The organism is Saccharothrix hoggarensis, from assembly GCF_042678885.1.
GTDB classification, from domain to species: Bacteria; Actinomycetota; Actinomycetes; order Mycobacteriales; family Pseudonocardiaceae; genus Actinosynnema; species Actinosynnema hoggarensis.
The window spans coordinates 1-23496 of record NZ_JBHTLK010000065.1 but is presented as its reverse complement, the minus strand read 5'-3'; the positions used below and the strand labels follow the sequence as shown (position 1 = coordinate 23496).

Genomic DNA, 23496 nt, shown 5'->3' with positions numbered 1-23496 from the left:
CATCATCCCTTTCGACCACCCACGGCGCGGTCCAGCAGTTCGAGGAACGAGCGGTTCAGCGCCGCGGTGTCCTTCGGTCGCATCGGCCGCCGCGCCTGCAGCAGGGCGTGCACGTACAGCGACTCCACGGTCAGCTCGACGAGCGCCGGGTCGGTCAGCTGCGCCAGCTTGAGGACCAGCGGGTTGCGGCAGTTGAGGACGAGCCGCTGCGCCGCGCCCGACGACGACTCGACCAGGCTGCCCAGCAGCTCCGCCCACAGCGGGTCGGCCTGCTCGCCGGCCTGCTGCGCGTCCCGCTTGCGCTCCGCCTCGACGTTCGTGACCAGCAGCGCGGGCAGCGAACCGGGGTCGAAGTCGCGCGGCACGGCCTCGCAGTCGTGCCGGTCCAGCACGTCCGCCGCGAGCGCCAGGCGTTCCCGCAGCGCGCGCTCCAGCTCCGGGTCCGGGTCGCCGAGGGCGGCCAGCACCTCGCTCGGCGCGACCCGCCGCGCCGCCGTCGGGCCGTCCAGCGCGACCAGCCGCTCCATGATCTCCACGTCGTAGGCGTAGCCCGCGTTGACCAGGCCCATGCCCTGGGCGTGGGCGACCGGCGCGAGCTGCCGGAACTCGTCCACGTCCGGCACGTGCGCGAGGATGCCGTGCTTGCGCCGGAACTGGCGCAGCGACTGCGGGCCGTCGGTGGTCTCGAACGGCAGCCACCGCTCGACCAGCCGCAGCATCTCGTCGTCCACCCGGGCCAGCGACTTGATGCCCAGGTGGTGCGCGTCCAGCAGGGCGCGGGTGCGGTCCGGGTCCGTCGCGTCGAGCCGGACCAGCCAGTCGCGGACCTGCCTGCCCAGCTCCTCGCGCACGGCGAGCAGCGTCTCGTCCTGGTAGAGGGCCTCGCGGCTGGCCGTGGGGCGCAGCGACGACGAGTCGACCACGCAGCGCACGAAGTACGCCCACTCCGGCAGCAGTCCCTCGATGGCGTCGCCGACGAGCATCCGCTTCAGGTAGACGCGGTGCGACTGGCGGGCGCCGGGGTGCACGCCGCGCGGCAGCACGTACGCGACGCCGGTCAGGCCCACCGTCGGCACCTCGACCGGGATCGCGTCGAACGGCGCCACGCCCAGCACCTTCTCGCCGTACGCCACCGGGTCCTCGGCCCACGGCAGCGCGCCGCTCGTGACGACCTCGTCGCCGATCCGGACCGTGACGGGCAGCGCCTCGCCGTACTCGGTGACGAGCGCGCGCACCACGTCCCGTTCCAGCCAGTGCTCGGAGTCGCGGTGGGGGACGAGCTCGATGGTGGTGCCGATCGCGGCGCGCGCGTCGTCGTCGACCTCCACCTCGTAGTTGCCGGCCGCGTCGGCGGTCCACCGCACCGCGGGGCCGCCCTTCGCGGACCGGCTGACCAGCCGGATGCGGTCGGCGACCAGGAACGCCGACAGCAGGCCCACGCCGAACTGGCCCAGGAAGCCCTGGCGGGCGAACCCGAGGTCGTCGCGCTTGGACGTGCGGCCGAGCGTGGAGAGCAGGTCGTGCACTTCGCGCTCGGTGAGGCCGATGCCGGTGTCGGAGATGCGGAGGGTGCCGCCGGAGGACCCGACCGGCTCGATCACGATCTCGCCCGGCGCGTCCGGTTGGAGGGCGCGGCGGGCGGTGATCGCGTCCACCGCGTTCTGCAGCAGCTCGCGCGCGTAGACGCGGGGGCTGCTGTAGAGGTGGTGGCTGAGCAGGTCGATGATCCCGCGCAGGTCGACACCGAAGGTGTGTGCCATGGGACTGGGGTTCACCTCGGGTAAAGGTCACGGGGACGGACGATTCTAAGGTCGGCACGGCGGCCTGTGACCCGGTTTTTCGCTGATCGCCCGCGATCGCCCGCCGGGGTCCGGCTCGCATGGTCAAGACTGCCACGGCCCACCGACAATTCCGACGGTGGACGCCTGTTCGGCCGCCGGTCCGGCCACCTGTGGCCGCTTGGCGGGGACGGCTGCGAAGCATGGCTGTGGGCCGCCGAACGGTCCCGAATCGCCAAGCCGCCGCGGCGTTCCTCCCGGCCCGCTCACCCCGCCGCCCACCCGCAGTTCATCCCGCGCTTTCTCCGGCCACGCGAAGCCATTCCCGACCCACCCGGTGGACGGCGGCGCGACGCCGAAGGGCGCCCGCGCCCGACCGACCGGACATCGGCACGGTGGCCGCAGGTGAGGGCGATGTCACGCAGCGCGCCCCGCGGCGGGCGGCGGTGGGGCCGTCGTTCCCCCGATCACCTAGGATCGGTCCGCCGCTCCGCATGCCGTGCGGAGGGCTGACCACCAGTTGTCCGTGACGGGAGCTGTCCACCAACCATGTCCGGAGCCAACGACCCGTACGACCCCAAGCAGGTCGCGGCGCTCTCCCCGGAAGCGCTCGACGCGGCGGTCGAGCAGGCTCGTGAGGCGTTCGCGAAGGCGGCCGACCTCGACGAGCTCGCCGCCGTGAAGCCGAGCCACCTGGGCGACCGCTCGCCGGTCCTGCTGGCCCGCCGCGAGATCGGCGCGCTGCCGCCGGCCGCGAAGGCCGACGCGGGCAAGCGGGTGAACGAGGCGCAGAACGCGGTCAAGACCGCGTTCGAGGAGCGCCGCGCCCGGTTGCAGGCGGAACGCGACGAGCGGGTGCTGCGGGACGAGACGGTCGACGTCACGTTGCCGTGGGACCGCTTCCCGCGCGGCGCGCGGCACCCGATCTCCACGCTCGCGGAACGCATCGCCGACGTGTTCGTGGCCATGGGCTACGAGGTCGCCGAGGGCCCCGAGCTGGAGACCGAGTGGTTCAACTTCGACGCGTTGAACTTCCGCAAGGACCACCCGGCGCGCACCATGCAGGACACGTTCTACGTGGCGCCCGCCGACTCGGGCCTGGTGCTCCGCACGCACACCAGCCCGGTGCAGGCCCGCACGCTGCTGGACCGCGAGCCGCCCGTGTACGTGGTGTGCCCCGGCCGCACGTTCCGCACCGACGAGCTGGACGCCACGCACACCCCCGTCTTCCACCAGGTCGAGGGCCTGGCCGTGGACAAGGGCCTCACCATGGCGCACCTGAAGGGCACGCTCGACGCGTTCGCCCGCGCCATGTTCGGCGAGGACTCCCGGACGCGCCTGCGGCCGAGCTTCTTCCCGTTCACGGAGCCGTCCGCCGAGGTGGACGTGTGGTTCCCGCAGAAGAAGGGCGGCGCGGGCTGGGTCGAGTGGGGCGGCTGCGGCATGGTCAACCCCCACGTGCTGCGCAACTGCGGCGTCGACCCGGACGTCTACTCCGGGTTCGCGTTCGGCATGGGCCTGGAGCGCACGCTCCAGTTCCGCAACGGCCTGCCCGACATGCGCGACATGGTCGAAGGCGATGTCCGCTTCACCCAGCCATTCGGAACGGAGGCCTGACCGGTGCGCATTCCGGTTACCTGGCTGGTCGAGAACCTCGAGTTCGCCGAGCTCCCCACGCCGGACCAGCTCGCCGAGGCCTTCGTGCGCATCGGCATCGAGGTCGAGGACGTGCAGAAGCTCGACTCGGTCACGGGTCCGCTCGTCGCGGGCCGCGTGGTCGAGATCGAGGAGCTGACCGGGTTCAAGAAGCCGATCCGCTACTGCCAGGTCGAGGTCGGCCCGGACCAGGTCAACGGCATCGTCTGCGGCGCGTCGAACTTCCAGGAGGGCGACACCGTCGTGGTGGCGCTGCCCGGCGCGGTGCTGCCCGGCGACTTCACGATCTCCGCCCGAAAGACGTACGGCAAGACCAGCAACGGCATGATCTGCTCGGCCCGCGAGCTGGGCCTCGGCGACGACCACGCGGGGATCATGGTGCTGCCCAGCGGCACCGCGCAGCCCGGTGACGACGCGCTGGAGCTGCTCGGCCTCGGCGACACCGTGATCGAGGTCGCGCCCACCCCGGACCGCGGCTACGCGTTCTCGGTGCGCGGCCTGGCGCGGGAGATCGCCTGCGCGTTCGACGTGCCCTACCGCGACCCCGGCACGGCCGAGGTGCCCGAGGGCGAGGGCGAGGTGCTGCCCGTCCACATCGAGGACCCGTCGGCGTGCTCCCGGTTCGTGGCGCGCCGCGTCAGCGGTGTCGACCCGACCGCGCCGACGCCGTGGTGGATGCGCCGGCGGCTGATGCTGGCGGGCATCCGGTCGATCTCGCTGCCCGTGGACGTCACGAACTACGTGATGCTGGAACTGGGGCAGCCGCTGCACGCGTTCGACGCGTCGTCGGTGACGGGCGGCCTGGTGGTGCGGCGCGCGAAGGCCGGGGAGAAGCTGACCACGCTCGACGAGCAGGTCCGCGTGCTCGACCCGGACGACATCGTGATCGCCGACGACAGCGGCGTGGTCTCGCTGGCCGGCGTGATGGGCGGCGCGAGCACCGAGGTGGCCCCGACCAGCTCGGACATCCTGCTGGAGGCGGCGGTCTGGGACCCGGCGACGATCGCCCGCACGGTGCGGCGGCACAAGCTGCCCAGCGAGGCGGCGAAGCGGTTCGAGCGCACCGTGGACCCGGCGTTGCCGCCGGTCGCCCTGGAGCGCGCGGCCCGGCTGCTGGACATGTTCGGCGACGGCAGCATCAAGCCCGGCCGCACGGACGTGGGCGCGCCGACCCTGCCGACCCCGGTGTCCATGCCGATCGACCTGCCCGACCGGGTGGCGGGCGTCCGCTACGCGCGGGGCGTCACGGCGCGACGGCTGGGCCAGATCGGCTGCCAGGTCGAGGTCACCACGGGCGACGACGGCGCGACCATGGTCACCGCGGTGCCGCCGACGTGGCGCGCGGACCTCACCCAGCCCGCGGACCTGGTGGAGGAGGTGCTGCGGCTGGAGGGGTACGACACGATCCCGTCCACGCTGCCGCCCGCGCCCGCCGGCCGCGGCCTGACCGAGCAGCAGCGCCGTCGCCGCACGGTGTCGCGCGCGCTGGCCGAGAACGGGTTCGTCGAGGTCAAGCCGTTCCCGTTCGTCTCGCCGTCGGTGTTCGACGCGCTGGGGCTGCCCGCGGACGACGTGCGGCGGAACACCGTGAGCGTGCTCAACCCGCTGGACGCGGACAAGCACGCGCTGGCCACGACGCTGGTGCCGGGGCTGCTGGAGTCGGTGCAGCGGAACCTGGCGCGCGGCCAGAAGGACCTCGCGGTCTACACGGTCGCGCAGGTGACGTTGCCGCGCACGCAGCAGGTGCCCGTGCCGGACGTCGGCGTGGGCGAGCGGCCCTCGGACGCGCAGGTGGCGTCGCTGCTGGCGGCGCTGCCGCAGCAGCCGGTGCACGTGGCGGCCGTGCTGGCGGGCCACCGCGAGCACGCCGGCTGGTGGGGCAAGGGCCGGCAGGCGGACTGGGCGGACGCGGTGCAGGCCGCGCGGCTGGTCGGCCAGGCGTACGGCGTCGAGCTGACCGTGGTGGCGTCGGACCTGGCGCCGTGGCACCCCGGCCGCTGCGCGGAGCTGCGGGTCGGCGACTGGCCCGTCGGCCACGCCGGTGAACTTCACCCGAAGGTGGTGGAGGCGCTGGGGCTGCCGAAGCGGACCGTGGCGATGGAGCTGGACCTCGACGCGCTGCCGCTGACCGACAACCGGCCCGCGCCGGTCGTGTCCGCGTACCCGCCGGTGCTGCTGGACGTGGCCGTGGTCGTGCCCGTGGAGGTGCCCGCGGAGCAGGTGGCGCGGGTGCTGCGCGGCGGCGGTGGGGCGTTGCTGGAGGACATCCGGCTGTTCGACGTCTACACCGGTGACCAGGTGGGCGAGGGCAAGCGGTCGCTGGCGTACTCGCTGCGCTTCCGGGCGCCGGACCGCACGCTGACGGTGGAGGAGGCGACGGCGGCGCGTGACGCGGCCGTGGCCGCCGCGGCGGAGCGCTTCGGCGCGGTCCTGCGCGGCTGACGGACGGCTCGCCAGGTTGTCGGACGGTCCTGGACCCGCATTGGTGCGGGTCCAGGACTACGCCGCACGGGTGAATCCGTCGTAAGCCGAGATAGTGCGAACGCCCTGATCAGGGCTCGTGACAATGCGTGTCAAGGGGTCCAAAGACCTCTTTTTCCGGGCCGGCTTGGTCCTTGCGCGCAGGTTGAACGTTCTCCAAGATTGGGTTCGCGGCCCGCTGGGCCGAGGGGCGAAGCGATGAACCGCCGGGCGAGTCTGGTCGCCGGTCCGACGGGGAGCTAGCGGCGAACCCACCGCCTGGAGCAGCAATCGAGTGGGGTTGCCTCATGCGCAGCTTGGGCCCGCGGATGGAAGTCGCCGTCGCCATGACCATCCTCGGCGTGGGTGCCGCCGTGGTGGCCGCCATGCACCTGACCTGGCCCGAGCCGGATTACCCGGCCATGGCGTACTCGGTGAGCGGCGGCGAGGCCGGGGTGGCCGACATCGAGCCGTTCGGGATCGACGACATCTCCGGCGGCGCGGTCGAGTTGACGCCGGGCAGCGAGGGCGCGCGGCTGGTGCGCCTGTCGAACCCGAACACCGTGGACATCGTGGTGCTGACGCTGCAGGCCGTGCCGGGGCAGCCGCTGGACGAGGCGCAGAACCGCGTGCCGGAGTGCCCGTCGGGCGTGCTGACGGTGGAGCCGATGCCGGAGCCGGTCACCATCCCGCCGGCCGGGTCGGTGGACGTCGAGATGGTCGTGCAGATCGCGCACGACGTGCCGGACGCGTGCAAGGACCTGGTGTTCCCGTTGACGTACTCGGGCCGGGCGGCGCGCGCCTGACCCGTGCCCGCGGTCAGAGGTGCTTGAGGGCCTCGCGCCGGGACAGGGCCGACAGGTCGGGGTGGTCGTCGACGAACGCCCGCACCCAGCCGGGGTCCACGCGGGAGTGCTGCCGCAGCGCCCAGCCGATGCCCTTGCGCAGGAAGAAGTCCGGGTCGGCGAGGTTGGCCTCGATGACGTCCCGCAGCAGGTCCAGGTCGGTGTCGCCTTTGGACCCGAGCTGGCAGATCACCGCCACGCGCCGCCGCCACCGGTCGCCGTCGCGCGCCCACGCCCGCACGACCGGCGTCAGCTCGGCCGGGAACGCGCGCAGCAGCGGGCCGATCCGGCGGGCCGCGATCTCGTCCACGTAGTCCCACCACGCGCCGGTGACGACCAGCTCGTCGTACAGCGGCACGAGGTCGGCGCCCTGCCACTCCGGGTGCCGGCCGGCCAGGTCGAGCGCCGCGTACCGCTCCTCCCGGAACTCCGCGCCGCGCCACACGTCCAGCACCGCCGCCACCCACTCCTCGCGCGACGCGGGCGGGTGGGCCGCGAACACGTCGCGCAGCACCCGCGCGCGCACCGGTTTCGGCACGCCGAGGAACGGCATGTCCGACTTCATGTACCGCCGCATCTCCGGCGCCCTGGCCGGGTCGGCGGCCGCGGTCAGCGCCCGCCGGATCGACTCCGCGAGTCCGTTCACGACGCCACCGTAGGACGCCGGGGTGTGCGACGCTTCCGTCATGAGCGAGTACGACTACGACCTCGTGGTGATCGGGTCGGGCCCCGGCGGGCAGAAGGCCGCCATCGCGGGCGCCAAGCTCGGCAAGCGGGTCGCGATCGTGGACCGGCCGGACATGGTGGGCGGCGTGTGCGTCAACACGGGCACGATCCCGTCGAAGACGCTGCGCGAGGCGGTGATGTACCTGACCGGCATGAGCCAGCGCGACCTCTACGGCGCGAGCTACCGGGTCAAGGAGGACATCACGATCTCCGACCTGCTGTCCCGGGCGCAGCACGTGATCGGCCGCGAGGTGCAGGTGGTGCGCGCCCAGCTGCACCGCAACCAGGTCGACCTGCTGACCGGCACGGCGAGGTTCCTCGACCCGCACACGGTGGCCGTGCAGGGCGCGCACCGGGGCGAGCACCACGCCGTCACCGCCGAGAAGGTCGTGATCGCCACCGGCACCCGTCCCGCCCGGCCCGACCAGGTGGACTTCGACGAGGAGCGGGTGCTCGACTCGGACGAGGTGCTGGCGCTGGAGGAGATCCCGTCGTCGCTGGTCGTGGTGGGCGCGGGCGTGATCGGCATCGAGTACGCGTCCATGTTCGCCGCGCTGGGCAGCCGGGTGACGGTGGTCGAGCAGCGGGACCGGATGCTCGACTTCTGCGACCCGGAGATCGTGGAGTCGCTGAAGTTCCACCTGCGCGACCTGGCCGTGACGTTCCGGTTCGGCGAGAAGGTCGTCAACGTCGACGTGTCCGAGACCGGCACGGTGACGACGCTGGCCAGCGGCAAGCGCATCCCGGCCGCCGCGGTGATGTACTCGGCGGGCCGGCAGGGCAACACCGAGGCGCTGGACCTGCACAACGCGGGCCTGGAGGCCGACCACCGCGGCCGGCTGTCCGTGGACGAGCACTACCGCACGCCCGTCGAGCACATCTACGCGGTCGGCGACGTGATCGGCTTCCCGGCGCTGGCCGCCACGTCGATGGACCAGGGCCGCCTCGCCGCCTACCACGCGTTCGGCGAGCAGGCGCGGGAGCTGTCCGCGCTCCAGCCGATCGGGATCTACACGATCCCCGAGATCTCGTACTGCGGCGCCACGGAGGCCGAGCTGACGTCGTCCGCCGTGCCGTACGAGGTGGGCCTGGCGCGGTACCGGGAGCTGGCGCGCGGCTCGATCGTCGGCGACGCCTACGGCATGCTGAAGCTGCTGGTGTCCACTGCGGACCGCAAGCTCCTCGGCGTGCACCTGTTCGGCACCGGCGCGACCGACCTCGTCCACATCGGGCAGGCCGTCATGGCGTGCGGCGGCACGGTGGACTACCTGGTGGACACCGTCTTCAACTACCCGACGCTGTCCGAGGCGTACAAGGTGGCCGCGCTGGACGCCACGAACAAGATCCGCGCGCTGGAGCGCTTCAACTCCTAGGCGTCCGCGACTCCTGGGCGTCCGCGCCGAGGCGGTCGAGGAACGCGGCGACCAGCGGCGCGATCTCGGGCAGGCACTCCTCCAGCGCGAAGTGCCCGGTGTCGAACAGGTGCAGTTCGGCGTCGGGCACGTCGCGCAGGTACGCCTTCGCGCCGTCCTCGGTGAAGATCGCGTCGCCGCGGCCCCACACGACGAGCGTCGGCGGCTGGGCCGTGCGCAGCCACTCCTGCCACTCGGGGTACCGGTCGACGTTGGAGCGGTAGTCGAGGGCGAGGTCCACCTGGATGTCCGCCCGGCCGGGCAGGTCGAGGAAGTGCTGGTCGAGGGTCCAGCCGTCGGGGGACACCAGCGCCGGGTCGGTGACGCCGTCCTCGTACTGGCCGCGCGTGGCCGCGAGGGTCATGAACCCCGCGGCCACGGCGCGGTCGTCGTTGGCGATGAACGCGCGGGCCGCGTCGGACAGGCCGTCGACGTAGGCGTTGGCGTTCTGCACGACCAGGCCGGTGACGAGCTCGGGCCGCCGCACGGCGAGCCGGAACCCGACCGGGCCGCCGAAGTCGAACGCGTAGAGGGCGAACCTCCGCAGGCCGAGCGCGTCGACGAACCCCTCGACGGTGTCCGCGAGCCGGTCGAACGTGTGCCGCCCGTCGAGGTCGCCGCTGTGCCCGAAGCCGGGGTAGTCGGGCGCGACGAGGTGGAAGCGGCCGCCGAGCGCGTCGATCAGCCGGCGGAACTGGTGCGACGCGCTGGGGAAGCCGTGCAGGAGCAGGAGCGTGGGCGCGGCGGCCGGGCCCGCTTCGCGGTAGAAGACCCGGACGCCGTCGACGTCCACGTGCCGGTGGAACACCTGGGGGATCATGCCGCCGACCGTACCTAACGGTTGGATGGCGTTACAACCATTAGATTGGTGACGAGGTGGAGGCGTGCCTCGCGGATGTCCCGCAGCGGCGGGACGAGCAGCGTCGGCAGGCCCGCCTCCACGCCCGCGCCGTCGTGCGTGGACCGGTCGCCGACCATCAGCGTCTCGCCGGGCTCGGTGCCCAGCTCGTCCAGCGCCAGCCGGAAGATCGCCGGGTCGGGCTTCACCACGCCGTGCTCGAAGGACAGCACGAACGAGTCGACGGGCAGGTCCGCGAACGCCGGCCGGATGTCGAAGTGGATGTCGCTCAGCACCCCGATCCGCACGCCGTGCGCGCGCAGCTCCCGCAACGTCGGCGCGGCGTCCAGCGCGAACGGGTTGAACGCCGGGTCGGCCTCCACCGCGTACAGCGAGTCGGCCAGCTCCTCGTCGAACCCGGCCGCCCGGAACGCCGCGTAGCACGCCTCCCGGTGCACGTCGGCGTCCGCGTCCATGCCCGGCACGTCCAACCGCCGCACGTCCAGGCGCGACACCACCTCGGCGACCTGCCCGACGTCGCGCCCGATCCGCCGCAACGCCTCCGCCACCCACCCCCGGAAGGTGGGCGAGAGCACCAACGTCCCCCGCCAGTCGAAGATCACGGCCCGCAGCCGGTCGGTCATCGACACGCTCCTCGCAGTCACGCTGAGTAGTTCGCCACTGCCCTGAAGGCTCCCGCACCACTCCGGCGGCCGGCTACGTTTTGTGACAGGACCCGGACGGTAGGGGCCGTGGCCGGACGCCGACGTTGTCCGCGCACATGCGCCGAGCGGGGTTCGACCCCGGTCCGGAGCCGGTCGCGGTGCGGCCGGGCAACCCGCTCGCGCTCGACCCGCCCGCACGAACCTTCGGACTCACGACGTGGAGGCGCCCGAATTGAGTTGAGTGAGTTTGCACAGCCGTGCATACTTATCCGCATGACGGTACGGATCGCGGTCGCGGGCGCCAGCGGGTACGCCGGGGGCGAGGTGCTCCGGCTCCTGCTCGGGCACCCCGACGTGGAGATCGGCGCGCTCACCGCCGGCGGCAACGCGGGGTCCCGGCTGCTGGCGCACCAGCCGCACCTCCTGCCGCTGGCCGACCGCGTCCTGGCCGAGACGACCGCCGACACGCTCAAGGGCCACGACGTCGTCTTCCTCGCCCTGCCGCACGGCCACTCCGCCGAGATCGCCGCCCAGCTCGGCGACGACACGCTCGTCGTCGACTGCGGCGCGGACCACCGGCTCACCGACGCCGCCGCCTGGGACCGCTGGTACGGCGGCACGCACGCGGGCAGCTGGCCCTACGGCCTGCCCGAGCTGCCCGGTCAGCGCGACGAGCTGCGCGGCGCCCGCCGCGTCGCCGTCCCCGGCTGCTACCCGACCGTGTCCTCCCTGGCCCTGGCCCCCGCGATGGGGCTGGTCGAGCCGGAGGTCACCGTGGTCGCCGTCTCCGGCACGTCCGGCGCGGGCAAGTCGCTCAAGCCGAACCTCCTCGGCTCCGAGGTCATGGGTTCGCTCAGCGCCTACGGCGTCGGCGGCGCGCACCGGCACACCCCGGAGATCGCCCAGAACCTGTCCAAGGTGGCCGACGGGCCGGTCAAGGTGTCGTTCACCCCGGTCCTCGCCCCGCTGCCGCGCGGCATCCTCGCCACCTGCTCGGCGACCCTGAAGGACGCCGACGAGGACGTCCGCGCCGTCTACGAGAAGGCCTACGCCGACGAGCCGTTCGTGCACCTGCTGCCGGAAGGCCACTGGCCGACCACGGGCGCGGTGCTCGGCTCGAACGCCGTCCAGCTCCAGGTCGCGGTCGACCGGGACGTGAACCGGCTGGTCGTGGTCGCCGCCATCGACAACCTCGCGAAGGGCACCGCGGGCGCCGCGGTGCAGTGCATGAACCTGGCACTCGGCCTGCCGGAGACCACCGGCCTGTCCACCGTGGGAGTCGCACCGTGAACCTCAATACCGACGGCCCGTCCACTGTGGGAGCCGCACCGACCGCGCACCGCGGGACGTCCGCGCCCGATCGCACCAGGGGCGTGACCGGACCGAAGGGCTTCAAGGCCGCGGGTGTCGCCGCCGGCATCAAGGAGTCCGGCGCGCCGGACCTGGCGCTCGTCGTCAACGAGGGCCCCGGCCAGGCCGCCGCAGGCGTCTTCACCACCAACCAGGTGAAGGCCGCGCCCGTCCTGTGGTCGCAGCAGGTGCTGAAGGAGCGCAAGCTCCACGCGGTCGTGCTGAACTCCGGCGGCGCGAACGCGTGCACCGGCCCCGAGGGCTTCCAGGACACCCACGCCACCGCCGAGAAGGTCGCCGAGGTGCTGGGCGTCGGCGCGATCGAGGTCGCCGTGTGCTCCACCGGCCTCATCGGCGAGCGCCTGCCGATGGACAACCTGAAGGCGGGCGTCGAGAAGGCGGCCCAGGAGCTCGACGGCACCGACCAGGCCGGGCTGAACGCCGCGACCGCCGTGATGACGACCGACACGCACCCCAAGCAGTCCTGGGCGAGTCACCCGGACGGGTGGTCCGTGGGCGGGTTCGTCAAGGGCGCGGGGATGCTCAACCCGAACATGGCCACCATGCTCAGCGTCATCACCACCGACGCGGTGGTCGACGGCGACGCCCTCGACGCGGCCCTGCGCGGCGTCACCGCCAAGACCTACGACCGGCTCGACGTGGACGGCGGCACGTCCACCAACGACACCGTCCTCGTCCTCGCGTCCGGCGCGTCCGGCGTCACGCCTGCCGCCGCCGACTTCGCCGAGGTCCTCACCGCCGTGGCGCACGACCTGGTCAAGCAGCTCCAAGGGGACGCGGAGGGCGTCACCAAGGAGGTCTCCATCACGGTCAACGGCGCGCTCAGCGAAGCCGAGGCGGTCGTGGTCGCGAAGACCGTCGCCGAGGACAACCTGGTCAAGACCGCCCTGTTCGGCTCCGACCCCAACTGGGGCCGGATCGCGATGGCCGTCGGCCGCGCGCAGGCCACCGTGGACCAGCACAAGCTCGGCATCGCGATCAACGGCGTGACGCTGTTCGCGGACGGCCACAAGGCCGCCGACCGCAGCGAGGCCGACCTGTCCGGCCGGGACGTCGAGATCGTCGTGGACCTGAACCTCGGCGACGGCACGGCCACCGTCCTCACCACGGACCTGTCCCACGCCTACGTCGAAGAGAACAGCGCGTACAGCTCGTGAACGCGCACCGCAAGGCCGAGGTCCTGATCGAGGCGCTGCCGTGGCTGCAGCGCTTCCGGGGCGCGACCGTGGTCGTCAAGTACGGCGGCAACGCCATGGTGGACGACGAGCTGAAGCGCGCGTTCGCCCAGGACATGGTGTTCCTGAAGCTCGCCGGCCTGCACCCGGTCGTGGTGCACGGCGGCGGTCCGCAGATCGCGGCCATGCTCAAGCGGCTCGGCATCGAGAGCGAGTTCCGCGGCGGCCTGCGCGTCACCACGCCCGAGGCGATGGACGTCGTCCGCATGGTGCTGGTGGGCCAGGTCCAGCGCGAGCTGGTCGGCCTGATCAACGAGCACGGCCCGTACGCGGTGGGCCTGTCCGGCGAGGACGCCCACCTGCTCACCGCCGCGCGCCGACCGGCCATCGTGGACGGCGCGCCGGTCGACATCGGCCTGGTCGGCGACATCGTCGACGTCAACCCGGACGCGGTGCTGGACATCGTGCGGGCGGGCCGCATCCCGGTCGTGTCCACCGTCGCGCCGGACGCGGAGGGCGTGGTGCACAACGTCAACGCGGACACGGCGGCCGGCGCGGTGGCGGTGGCGCTGAAGGCCGAGAAGCTGGTCGTGCTGACCGACGTCGAGGGCCTGTACGCGGACTGGCCGGACAAGGGCTCGCTGCTGCACCAGGTGGACGCCGAGCGGCTGGAGAAGATGCTGCCGGACCTGGACAGCGGCATGGTGCCGAAGATGGAGGCCTGCCTGCGCGCGGTGCGCGGCGGCGTCCCCGAGGCGCACGTGATCGACGGCAGGCTCGCGCACTCGGTCCTGCTGGAGGTCTTCACCTCCGAGGGTGTCGGAACGATGGTCACCGAGACGGTGGCCGGCGAGCGAACTGGGGCGGACGAGGCATGAGCGACCAGCAGCGGTGGCAAGCCGCGATGATGAACAACTACGGCACGCCCGGCCTGACCCTCACCAGGGGCGAGGGCGCGCACGTCTGGGACGCCGACGGCAACCGGTACCTCGACCTGCTGACCGGGATCGCGGTCAACGCGCTCGGCCACGCGCACCCGGCGATCGTCGCCGCGGTGACCGAGCAGATCGGCAAGATCGGCCACACCTCCAACCTCTACATCAACGAGCCCGCGCTGAAGCTCGCCGAACGCCTGCTCGACCTGTCCGGTGTGGACGGCGACGGCCGGGTGCTGTTCTGCAACTCCGGCGCCGAGGCCAACGAGGCCGCGTTCAAGCTGAGCCGCCGCACCGGCCGCACGAAGGTCGTCGCGACCGACGGCGGGTTCCACGGCCGCACGATGGGCGCCCTGGCGCTGACCGGCCAGCCCGCGAAGCGCGAGCCGTTCGAGCCGCTGGTGCCCGGCGTCGTGCACATCCCGTTCGGCGACGTGGCGGCCCTCGAAGCCGCGATCGACGACGACACCGCCGCGTTCGTCGTGGAGCCGATCCAGGGCGAGAACGGCGTGGTCGTGCCGCCCGAGGGCTACCTCCAGGCCGCCCGCCGCATCACCGCCGAGCACGGCGCCCTGCTGGTACTCGACGAGGTGCAGACCGGCATCGGCCGCCTGGGCACGTGGTTCGCGTTCCACCAGGTCGGGATCGTGCCGGACGTCATCACGCTGGCCAAGGGCCTCGGCGGCGGCCTGCCGCTGGGCGCGTGCATCGCGATCGGCCCGGCCAAGGACCTGTTCCAGCCCGGCCAGCACGGCACCACGTTCGGCGGCAACCCGGTGTGCTGCGCGGCCGCGCTCGCGGTGCTGGACACCATCGCCGCCGACGGCCTGCTGGAGCACGCCTCCGCCGTCGGCAAGGAGATCGCGGCCGGGGTGGAGGCGCTGAACCACCCGCTCATCTCCGGTGTGCGGGGCGCCGGCCTGCTGCTCGGGATCACGCTGCGCGAGGCGGTCTCGGCGAAGGCCGCGGCGGCCGCGCAGCAGGCCGGTTATCTGATCAACCCGATCCAGCCCGACGTGATCCGGCTCGCGCCGCCGCTGGTGCTCGCCGAGTCCGATGCCCACCGCCTGGTGGCGGACCTCCCGTCGTTCCTGCCCCCGCCCGAGGAGTCGTGATGGTGCGCCACTTCCTGCGTGACGACGACCTGACCCCCGAGGAGCAGGCCGACGTCCTCGACCTCGCCGACGGGTACAAGCACGACCGGATGACGTCCAAGCCCCTGGCCGGGCCGAAGTCCGTCGCGGTGATCTTCGAGAAGAACTCCACCCGCACCCGGCTGTCGTTCGAGGTGGGCATCGCCCAGCTCGGCGGCAACCCGGTGATCATCGACGGCCGGTCCATGCAGCTCGGCCGCGAGGAGACCATCGAGGACACCTCCCGCATCCTGTCCGGGTACGTCGAGGCGGTCGTGTGGCGCACCTTCGCGCAGAAGCGCATCGAGGCCATGGCGTCCGCGTCCCGCGTGCCGGTGATCAACGCCCTGACCGACGAGTTCCACCCGTGCCAGGTCCTCGCCGACCTCCAGACCATCCGCCGCGTGCACGGCAGGCTGGCCGGCCTCACCGTCACCTACCTCGGCGACGGCGCGAACAACATGTCCCACTCGATGCTGCTCGGCGGCGTCACGGCGGGCATGCACGTCCGCATCGCCGCGCCCGCGCTGTTCCAGCCGCTGCCGTGGGTGCTCGACGACGCCCGCAAGCGCGCCGCGGACACCGGCGGCTCGGTGACCGTGATCGAGGACCCGCGCGAGGCCGTGGACGGCGCCGACGTGCTGGTCACGGACACGTGGACGTCGATGGGGCAGGAGAACGACGGCCGCGACCGGATGCGCCCGTTCCGGCCCTACCAGCTCAACGCCGACCTCGTCGCCGCCACCGGCGTGAAGACGACCGTGCTGCACTGCCTGCCCGCGCACCGCGGCCAGGAGATCACCGACGAGGTGCTGGACGGCCCGAACAGCGCCGTGTGGGACGAGGCCGAGAACCGCCTCCACGCCCAGAAGGCGCTGCTGGTCTGGCTGTTGGAGCAGTCGCGATGACCAGGACCGCGCGGCAGGCCCGCATCGTCGAACTGGTCGCCCAGCGCGCCATCCGCAGCCAGTCGGAGCTGGCGAAGACCCTGGCGGTGGAAGGCATCGAGGTCACCCAGGCCACGCTGTCGCGCGACCTGGACGAGCTCGGCGCGGTGAAGCTGCGCGGTCCCGACGGCGGCGCGCCCGTCTACGTCATCCCCGAGGACGGCAGCCCCGTCCGCGGCGTCCAGGGCGGCACGTCCCGCCTCACCCGGCTGCTCGGCGAGCTGCTGGTGTCGGTGGACCACTCCGGCAACCTCGCCGTCCTGCGCACCCCGCCCGGCGCGGCCCAGTTCCTGGCCAGCGCGCTGGACCGGGCCGCGCTCAACGACATCGTCGGCACCATCGCGGGCGACGACACCATCCTCGCCGTGGCGAGGGAACCGCTCACCGGAGCGGATCTGGCAGCACGCGTGAGCGCGCTCGCCGCCGGTCAGGATCAAGCACAACAAGGAGAAAGTCATGAGTGAGCGGGTCGTTCTCGCGTACTCCGGTGGGTTGGACACCTCCGTCGCCATCGGCTGGATCGCCGAGGAGACCGGCGCCGAGGTGGTGGCGGTCGCCGTCGACCTCGGTCAGGGCGGCGAGGACATGGACACCATCCGCAAGCGGGCCCTGGACTGCGGCGCCGTCGAGGCCGTCGTCGCCGACGCCCGCGACGAGTTCGCCGACCAGTACTGCCTGCCCGCGCTCCAGGCCAACGCCCTCTACATGGACCGCTACCCGCTGGTCTCGGCGCTGTCCCGCCCGGTGATCGTCAAGCACCTGGCCGAGGCCGCGAAGTACCACGGCGCCACGACCGTGTCGCACGGCTGCACCGGCAAGGGCAACGACCAGGTCCGCTTCGAGGTCGGCATCGGCGCCCTCGCGCCCGACCTGAAGGTCATCGCGCCCGTCCGCGACTACGCGTGGACCCGCGAGAAGGCCATCGCCTGGGCCGAGGACCGCAACCTGCCCATCGACGTGTCGAAGAAGTCGCCCTACTCCGTGGACCAGAACGTGTGGGGCCGCGCGGTGGAGACCGGGTTCCTGGAGGACATCTGGAACGCGCCCATCGAGGACGTCTACTCCTACACCCAGAACCCGGCCGAGCCCCGCGACGCCGACGAGGTGGTCGTCACCTTCGACAAGGGCGTCCCGGTCGCGATCGACGGCGAGACCGTCACCGTGCTGCAGGCCATCCAGGAGCTGAACCGCCGGGCGGGCGCGCAGGGCGTCGGCCGGCTCGACATGGTCGAGGACCGGCTCATCGGCATCAAGTCCCGCGAGATCTACGAGGCGCCCGGCGCGCTCGCGCTGATCACCGCGCACCAGGAGCTGGAGAACGTCACGCTGGAGCGCGACCTGGCCCGCTTCAAGCGGCAGGTCGAGCAGCGCTGGGGCGAGCTGGTGTACGACGGCCTGTGGTTCTCGCCGCTGAAGTACGCGCTGGACAGCTTCATCGAGAACACCCAGCAGCACGTCTCCGGCGACATCCGGATGGTCCTGCACGGCGGTCGGGCGGTCGTCACCGGCCGGCGCAGCGACGAGTCGCTGTACGACTTCAACCTCGCCACCTACGACGAGGGCGACACGTTCGACCAGACGCTGGCCAAGGGCTTCGTGCAGCTGTGGGGCCTGCCGAGCAAGATCGCCGCGAAGAGGGACCTGGGCAAGTGAGCTCTCTGTGGGGAGGGCGGTTCGCCAGCGGACCCGCCGACGCGATGGCCCTGCTGTCCGCGTCGACGCACTTCGACTGGCGGCTCGCCCCCTACGACATCAGGGGCTCCCGGGCGCACGCCCGGGTGCTGCACCGCGCGGACCTGCTCACCGCGGACGAGCTGGACCGGATGCTGGCGGCGCTGGACGCCCTGGAGGCCGACGTGGCTTCCGGGGCGTTCACCCCCACGCTGGCCGACGAGGACGTGCACACGGCGCTCGAACGCGGCCTGATCGAGCGGGCCGGCACCGAGCTGGGCGGCAAGCTCCGCGCCGGCCGGTCCCGCAACGACCAGGTCGCCACGCTGTTCCGCATGTGGCTGCGCGACGCCGCCCGGCGCGTGTCGTCCGGCGTGCTGGACGTCGTCGAGGCCCTGGCCGACCAGGCGACGGCGCACGCCACCGCCGTCATGCCCGGCCGCACGCACCTGCAGTCCGCGCAGCCCGTGCTGCTCGCGCACCACCTCCTCGCGCACGGCCAGGCGCTCCTGCGGGACGTCGACCGGCTGCGCGACTGGGACAGGCGCACCGCCGTGTCGCCGTACGGGTCCGGCGCGCTGGCCGGCTCGTCGCTCGGGCTCGACCCGGCGGCGGTCGCGGCCGAGCTCGGCTTCGACGGCCCGGTGGAGAACTCGATCGACGGCACCGCGTCCCGCGACTTCGCCGCCGAGATCGCGTTCGTCCTGGCCATGATCGGCGTCGACCTGTCCCGGATCGCCGAAGAGGTGATCATCTGGACCACCGCCGAGTTCCGCTTCGCGGTGCTGGACGACGCGTGGGCCACCGGCAGCTCGATCATGCCGCAGAAGAAGAACCCGGACGTCGCCGAGCTGACCAGGGGCAAGTCCGGCCGGCTCATCGGCAACCTCACCGGCCTCCTGGCGACGCTGAAGGCGCAGCCGCTGGCCTACAACCGGGACCTCCAGGAGGACAAGGAGCCGCTGTTCGACTCCGTGGAGCAGCTCGAACTCCTCCTGCCCGCGCTCGCCGGGATGATCTCCACGATGCGGTTCGACACCGAGCGCATGGCGTCCCTGGCCCCCGCCGGGTTCACCCTCGCCACGGACATCGCCGAGTGGCTGGTGCGGCAGGGCGTGCCGTTCCGGGTGGCGCACGAGGCGGCGGGCGAGTGCGTCCGCGTCGCCGAGGGCCGCGGCGTCGGCCTGGAGGACCTGACCGATGAGGAGTTCGCCACGATCTCGCCCGCGCTGACGCCGGACGTGCGTAGCGTGTTGACCGTGGAAGGTTCGATCGCGTCACGCGACGCCCACGGCGGCACCGCGCCCGACCGGGTCGCCGAGCAGTTGCGGCGGCTCCGCGACAAGGTCTCCGGTGCCCGGAACACCTAGGCAGCTCACCGAGCAGGAGCTCGCGATCGACCCCGTCGACGCCGCGCGGCTCCTGCTCGGCAGCGTCATCGAGTCCACCACCCCCGACGGCGTGGTGGGCGTGCGGATCGTGGAGGTCGAGGCGTACCGGGGCGGCGACGACCCGGCGTCCCACTGCTACCGCGGCCGCACGCCGCGCAACGACGTGATGTTCGGCCCCGCCGGCCGCCTCTACGTGTACTTCGTCTACGGCATGCACTTCTGCGCCAACGTCGTGTCGTCCACGGACGGCGTGCCGGGCGCCGTGCTGCTGCGCGCGGGCGAGGTGGTCGAGGGCACGCCCCTGGCGCAGAGCCGCCGCCCGGCCGCCCGCAGCGTCGCCGAGCTGGCCAAGGGACCGGCCCGGCTCACCACCGTCCTCGGCCTGGACCGCGCCCACAACGGCGTGAACCTGACCGAGTCCGACGCGTCCGTGCGGCTGCTCGCCGGGCCGCCCGTGAACGCCTCCGACATCCGCACCGGCCCCCGCGTCGGCGTGGCCGTGGCGGTCGACGTGCCCTGGCGGTTCTGGGTCGACTCGCCCGCCGTCAGCACGTACCGCCGGGGCACCCGCCGCACGCGGGTCGCCTCCCAGACCGCCCGGCGATGACCCAGGCCTGGTCGCGCGGGTGTGCCGTGCGGTCGTGGACGCCGCCGACCCCGGCTGGGACCGCATCACGTACGCGCCGCGGACCCCGTCGAGTGGTCGACCCGGCCCGTCCACCGCACGCCGTTCGGCGCCGTGCGACCCGTCTGGTTCCACCCGCGGTGGGTGCCGATCGCCACCGACGACGCGGGCCGCCACCTCGTCGTGGACCTCGCGCCCGCCGCCGGCCACCCCGGCCAGGTGCTGGCGATCGACCACCACGCCGACCTGGTCTCGAGTACGTCGCGCCGTCCGTGGCGGACTGCGTCGCGCGGGTCGTGGCGCGCCTGCGCGCGGGGGAGTACGAGACCGAACCCTTCCTGCACTTCCCGACCGACCCCGCGCCCGACGTCACGCTGCACGCGTCGCTCGCCGGCACCGACCTGGCCGCCGTGCTGGGCGCGGCCGAGGAACCCCACCTGCTCCGCGCCGTCCACCTGCGGCACGCGGACGGCGCCGACCTCACGTCGCTGACCATGCTGCCCGCCCTCGGTCACGTCGAGGTGACCGCGGCCGACGTCGACCTGTCGCCGCTCGCCGGGCTGCCTCTGCGCACGGTGCGGGTGGCCGGCGGCGCGGTCGTCGACGTGCCCGCCTGGCCCCGCCTCGTCGCACTCGACCTCGGCGACGCGAGGGCGGCGAACCCCCGCGCCCTGCCGCCCGCGCAGTTCCTCACCCTCCACACCGACCAGTGGCGCGCGCTGGGCTCCCCGCCGGAGGGCCTGGCGGCCTGACCGGTGAGGCGTCCCTCGCCGCCGCCGCCGCGTGGGCCGCGTGGCTCGGCGCCCCCGTGCCCACGACCAGCATCAACGGCCGCTACTGACCCGTCGGCTCAGACCTCGCCGAACACGTGCGTGCCGGGCGCGTCCTCGTCGTCGCCGGCCCAGAACTCGACCCAGTGGCTCACGAACTCCGACTTGGAGATCGACCCGTCGCCGTTCAGGTCCAGCCGCGCGAACACGGCGTCGGTCGGCGCGTCGTTCCCGGTCCAGGCGTGGATCATCCGGGCGTACTCGGGCGCGGACACCTGGCCGTCGCCGTCCTCGTCCACCGCCTCGAACATGAGCTCGGCCGTGGCCACCACCAGGTCGAGCATGGTGCCGAGGTTGTCCACCACCGACAGCACCTCGTCCACGGACACCCGGTGGTCGTCGTTCTCGTCGGACGACGCCCGCAGCGCGTCCCACCAGCGCATCATGATCTCCCGCAGCCGCGCGTGCCCGGCTCCGCCGCGGATGCCCTCCCACCGGTCCGTCAACGCCTCGAAGTCGGCCCGTTCCAGGAAACCGTCGCCGTTCACGTCCATCGCGGTGAACACGATGGAGGTCTTCCTCTGCTGCAAGTCGCTGGCCACGCAAGCAAACTTGGCGGGCCGGCGCGGCGCGGACAATTAACCAGCCGGGGCATACGCCGGTGCGCCAGGGTGAACCCGGTGGTGACGGTGGGTAGCGCCCCACCGCCCACGTCACCGCACCGACCGCCGGAACCACACCCGCCGCGCGTGCGTCGGCAACGCGATCCGGCTGATCATGCTGGTCAGCACCGCCGCGATCAGCAGCCACAGCAACGCCGCCAGGCCGTCGTTGAACAGGGTCCGCAACCCCTGGTCGGCCGGCGTGAACAGGTCGCGCAGGCCCAGCGACACGGCCGCCGACCACGACTCGATCACCCGCGCGAACCCGTTGGCGGGGTTCGCGCCGCCGATGACCAGGAAGATGTGGATCGCCAGCACGATCGCGAACAACCAGCACAGCAGGTCGATCAGCGCGCACGCGACCCGCACCGCGCGCACCCGGCCGTCACCCCGCTCGACGACCTCTTCCTGCTGGTAGGCCGGTTCGGGGTAAACGGGTTCCTCGTACCGCGCCTCCTGGTACCGGGCTTCCTGGTAGCGGGGGTCGGACGACGGCATGATCTCGGTCGGACGGTCGGCGGGACGTCGATCGCGGTCGGGGTACGTCATCGCAGGGTCCTCTCACTAGAGCCCTCGGAAGGGCTACCCGGCGGCGCGACCCCGGAAACCGCGCCCGACCGCACACGCCACCTGCGACGAAACCGCTGGACGCGGTAGGCGAAGATGGACCGGTGAGCGAGCACATCCTTGACGAGCTGTCCTGGCGCGGCCTGATCGCGCAGTCCACCGATCTCGACGCGCTGCGGAAGGATCTCGACGCCGGCCCGCTCACCCTCTACTGCGGCTTCGACCCGACCGCGCCCAGCCTGCACGCCGGCAATCTCGTCCCGCTGCTCATGCTGCGCCGCTTCCAGCGCGCCGGGCACCGGCCGGTCGTCCTCGCCGGCGGCGCCACCGGCATGATCGGCGACCCCCGCGACAGCGCCGAGCGCGCGCTCAACCCGCTGGACACCGTCGCCGAGTGGGCCGGTCGCATCCGCGGCCAGCTGGAGCGGTTCGTCGAGTTCGACGACGGCCCCACCGGCGCCGTCGTGGTCAACAACCTCGACTGGACCGGCGGCATGTCCGTGCTCGACTTCCTGCGCGACGTCGGCAAGCACTTCTCGGTCAACGTCATGCTGTCCCGCGAGACTGTCAAGCGCCGCCTCGACGGCGACGGCATGTCGTACACCGAGTTCAGCTACCTCCTGCTCCAGTCGCACGACTACCTCCAGCTGCACCGCCGGTTCGGCACCCGGCTCCAGGTGGGCGGCTCCGACCAGTGGGGCAACATCGTCGGCGGGGTCGACCTGGTGCGGAAGGTCGACGGCGCGTCCGTGCACGCCCTGACCGCGCCGCTGGTCACCGACGCTGAAGGCCGCAAGTTCGGCAAGTCCACCGGCGGCGGCAACGTGTGGCTCGACCCGGAGATGACCTCGCCGTACGCCTGGTACCAGTACTTCGTGAACGTGGGCGACGCCGACGTGCTCCGCTACCTGCGGCTGTTCACCTTCCTCACCCAGGAGGAGATCGCCGAGCTGGAGCGGCAGACCGCCGAGGCCCCGCACCTGCGCGCCGCGCAGAAGCGGCTGGCCGAGGAGTTCACCAACCTCGTGCACGGCGAGCACGAGACGCGGCAGGTGATCGTCGCCAGCCAGGCCCTGTTCGGCCGGGGTGAGCTGCGCGAGCTGGACCTGTCCACGCTGGAGGCCGCGATGGCCGAGGCGCCGACCGGCGAGGTCCGCCTGGCCGACGCGCCGACGATCGTGGACCTGCTCGTCAGCTCCGGGCTGGCCGAGAGCAAGGGCGCGGCGCGGCGCACGGTGAAGGAGGGCGGCGCGTACGTGAACAACGCCAAGGTCGCCGACGAGGAGTGGGTGCCCGCCAAGGAGGACCTGCTCCACGGCGCGTGGCTGGTCGTCCGCCGCGGCAAGCGGAACACCGCCGGCGTGCGCGTGCAGGTCTGACCTGCGCCGACGTTCCACGACGCGGCAGCACGGAGGCCGCCGGTCCCACGCGGGCCGGCGGCCTTCGTCATCTCCGGGTGTGATCGCGGTCACACTGTTGCGGGCGGATCGGGTCGGATAGCGTGGGGTGGACTGCTGCACGGGCTGCTGACCTGCGGTTTCAGCCTGTGGGGTGATGCTGCGCCCCCGATTTGACCTCTCGTTCGGGTGCGTGTAACTTTCTCCATGTCAGCGCGGAACGGGCCGGGGAAACCGGAACGGAGTGCGGCGGGTCACGAACCAAGCTCCCGCTAGCGTGGTAGAGTGGGTGACCTCGAACAGGAAGACCCAGTCCAGGCTCGTCTGAGCCGTTGCGACCAGGGCGTCTGGTTCACATACAAGCTTTCTGAATCACAAGCCTCCGATCGTGCCGCGTCAAGCGGTGGGTGACGATGTGCGCGTGTTCTTTGAGAACTCAACAGCGTGCCGAATAGCCAGTAAATTGTATGAC

Annotated in this window: 21 protein-coding genes; 15 read left to right on the top strand and 6 right to left on the bottom strand. The window is 72.5% G+C overall.

What is annotated here, in order from left to right:
- Positions 1 to 2: 2 nt before the first annotated feature.
- The gene (locus ACFQ3T_RS15135) at positions 3 to 1760 is read right to left on the bottom strand and encodes an HSP90 family protein (protein WP_380723889.1); all 1758 of its coding nucleotides are present in this window, start codon (positions 1758 to 1760) and stop codon (positions 3 to 5) included.
- Positions 1761 to 2327: 567 nt separating this feature from the next.
- Here ACFQ3T_RS15135 and pheS point away from each other — a divergent pair.
- The 3 genes from pheS (at position 2328) to ACFQ3T_RS15120 (ending at position 6700) form a co-directional block, all read left to right on the top strand.
- Positions 2328 to 3395 carry a phenylalanine--tRNA ligase subunit alpha gene (gene pheS / locus ACFQ3T_RS15130; protein WP_380723888.1) on the top strand — a complete coding sequence of 356 codons (1068 nt, stop codon included), beginning with the start codon at positions 2328 to 2330 and terminating at the stop codon, positions 3393 to 3395.
- Between the two features lie 3 nt (positions 3396 to 3398).
- Positions 3399 to 5876, top strand: a complete 2478-nt coding sequence (pheT, locus tag ACFQ3T_RS15125; RefSeq protein WP_380723887.1) for a phenylalanine--tRNA ligase subunit beta — start codon at positions 3399 to 3401, stop codon at positions 5874 to 5876.
- A 326-nt stretch (positions 5877 to 6202) separates the two neighbouring features.
- Positions 6203 to 6700, top strand: a complete 498-nt coding sequence (locus ACFQ3T_RS15120) for a hypothetical protein (RefSeq protein WP_380723886.1) — start codon at positions 6203 to 6205, stop codon at positions 6698 to 6700.
- A gap of 13 nt (positions 6701 to 6713) precedes the next feature.
- On the opposite strand, the gene ACFQ3T_RS15115 is transcribed toward ACFQ3T_RS15120, so the two are convergent.
- Positions 6714 to 7427: a DNA alkylation repair protein gene (locus ACFQ3T_RS15115; RefSeq protein ID WP_380723885.1), complete on the bottom strand. Its 714-nt coding sequence runs from the start codon at positions 7425 to 7427 to the stop codon at positions 6714 to 6716.
- Here ACFQ3T_RS15115 and sthA point away from each other — a divergent pair.
- Positions 7426 to 8838 (top strand): Si-specific NAD(P)(+) transhydrogenase, encoded by a 1413-nt coding sequence (gene sthA, locus ACFQ3T_RS15110; protein WP_380723884.1) that lies wholly within the window; start codon positions 7426 to 7428, stop codon positions 8836 to 8838. The genes ACFQ3T_RS15115 and sthA overlap by 2 nt on opposite strands.
- Here sthA and ACFQ3T_RS15105 read toward each other — a convergent pair.
- Positions 8828 to 9697 (bottom strand): alpha/beta fold hydrolase, encoded by an 870-nt coding sequence (locus ACFQ3T_RS15105; RefSeq protein WP_380723883.1) that lies wholly within the window; start codon positions 9695 to 9697, stop codon positions 8828 to 8830. The two genes, sthA and ACFQ3T_RS15105, sit on opposite strands and share 11 nt — an antisense overlap.
- 14 nt (positions 9698 to 9711) lie before the next feature.
- Positions 9712 to 10359, bottom strand: a complete 648-nt coding sequence (locus ACFQ3T_RS15100; protein ID WP_380723882.1) for an HAD family hydrolase — start codon at positions 10357 to 10359, stop codon at positions 9712 to 9714.
- Positions 10360 to 10653: 294 nt separating this feature from the next.
- Here ACFQ3T_RS15100 and argC point away from each other — a divergent pair, with 294 nt between their 5' ends.
- The 10 genes from argC to ACFQ3T_RS15050 all read left to right on the top strand — a co-directional run bounded on the left by argC (position 10654) and on the right by ACFQ3T_RS15050 (position 20380).
- Positions 10654 to 11670, top strand: coding sequence for an N-acetyl-gamma-glutamyl-phosphate reductase (gene argC / locus ACFQ3T_RS15095; RefSeq protein ID WP_380723881.1), 1017 nt, complete (start codon positions 10654 to 10656; stop codon positions 11668 to 11670).
- A gap of 83 nt (positions 11671 to 11753) precedes the next feature.
- A complete protein-coding gene (argJ, locus tag ACFQ3T_RS15090; RefSeq protein WP_380723896.1) occupies positions 11754 to 12908 on the top strand; it encodes a bifunctional glutamate N-acetyltransferase/amino-acid acetyltransferase ArgJ in 1155 nt (384 codons plus the stop codon).
- Positions 12905 to 13804, top strand: a complete 900-nt coding sequence (gene argB, locus ACFQ3T_RS15085; RefSeq protein ID WP_380723880.1) for an acetylglutamate kinase — start codon at positions 12905 to 12907, stop codon at positions 13802 to 13804. Before argJ ends, argB begins: the two co-directional genes overlap by 4 nt.
- A complete protein-coding gene (locus tag ACFQ3T_RS15080; protein WP_380723879.1) occupies positions 13801 to 14976 on the top strand; it encodes an acetylornithine transaminase in 1176 nt (391 codons plus the stop codon). Before argB ends, ACFQ3T_RS15080 begins: the two co-directional genes overlap by 4 nt.
- Entirely contained in the window at positions 14976 to 15902 is a 927-nt protein-coding gene (gene argF, locus ACFQ3T_RS15075) for an ornithine carbamoyltransferase (protein ID WP_380723878.1), read from the top strand. Before ACFQ3T_RS15080 ends, argF begins: the two co-directional genes overlap by 1 nt.
- Positions 15899 to 16405: an arginine repressor gene (locus ACFQ3T_RS15070; RefSeq protein ID WP_380723877.1), complete on the top strand. Its 507-nt coding sequence runs from the start codon at positions 15899 to 15901 to the stop codon at positions 16403 to 16405. Before argF ends, ACFQ3T_RS15070 begins: the two co-directional genes overlap by 4 nt.
- Entirely contained in the window at positions 16398 to 17594 is a 1197-nt protein-coding gene (locus ACFQ3T_RS15065; protein WP_380723876.1) for an argininosuccinate synthase, read from the top strand. The genes ACFQ3T_RS15070 and ACFQ3T_RS15065 overlap by 8 nt, the downstream gene beginning before the upstream one ends.
- Positions 17595 to 17638: 44 nt before the next feature.
- Positions 17639 to 18982 (top strand): argininosuccinate lyase, encoded by a 1344-nt coding sequence (gene argH, locus ACFQ3T_RS15060; protein ID WP_380723895.1) that lies wholly within the window; start codon positions 17639 to 17641, stop codon positions 18980 to 18982.
- Positions 18966 to 19610: a DNA-3-methyladenine glycosylase gene (locus ACFQ3T_RS15055; RefSeq protein WP_380723875.1), complete on the top strand. Its 645-nt coding sequence runs from the start codon at positions 18966 to 18968 to the stop codon at positions 19608 to 19610. The genes argH and ACFQ3T_RS15055 overlap by 17 nt, the downstream gene beginning before the upstream one ends.
- A gap of 290 nt (positions 19611 to 19900) precedes the next feature.
- On the top strand, positions 19901 to 20380 hold the full coding sequence (locus ACFQ3T_RS15050) for a hypothetical protein (protein ID WP_380723874.1): 480 nt from the start codon (positions 19901 to 19903) through the stop codon (positions 20378 to 20380).
- Positions 20381 to 20478: 98 nt separating this feature from the next.
- Here the strand turns inward: ACFQ3T_RS15050 and ACFQ3T_RS15045 are convergent, their stop codons facing one another.
- Together ACFQ3T_RS15045 and ACFQ3T_RS15040 are read right to left on the bottom strand one after the other, a co-directional pair.
- Positions 20479 to 21000, bottom strand: coding sequence for an EF-hand domain-containing protein (locus tag ACFQ3T_RS15045; RefSeq protein WP_380723873.1), 522 nt, complete (start codon positions 20998 to 21000; stop codon positions 20479 to 20481).
- Between the two features lie 111 nt (positions 21001 to 21111).
- Entirely contained in the window at positions 21112 to 21609 is a 498-nt protein-coding gene (locus tag ACFQ3T_RS15040; RefSeq protein ID WP_380723872.1) for a hypothetical protein, read from the bottom strand.
- 122 nt (positions 21610 to 21731) lie between these two features.
- Here ACFQ3T_RS15040 and tyrS point away from each other — a divergent pair, with 122 nt between their 5' ends.
- Complete coding sequence (gene tyrS, locus ACFQ3T_RS15035; RefSeq protein ID WP_380723871.1) at positions 21732 to 23006, top strand: tyrosine--tRNA ligase; 1275 nt, start codon at positions 21732 to 21734, stop codon at positions 23004 to 23006.
- The last annotated feature ends 490 nt before the right edge of the window (positions 23007 to 23496 follow it).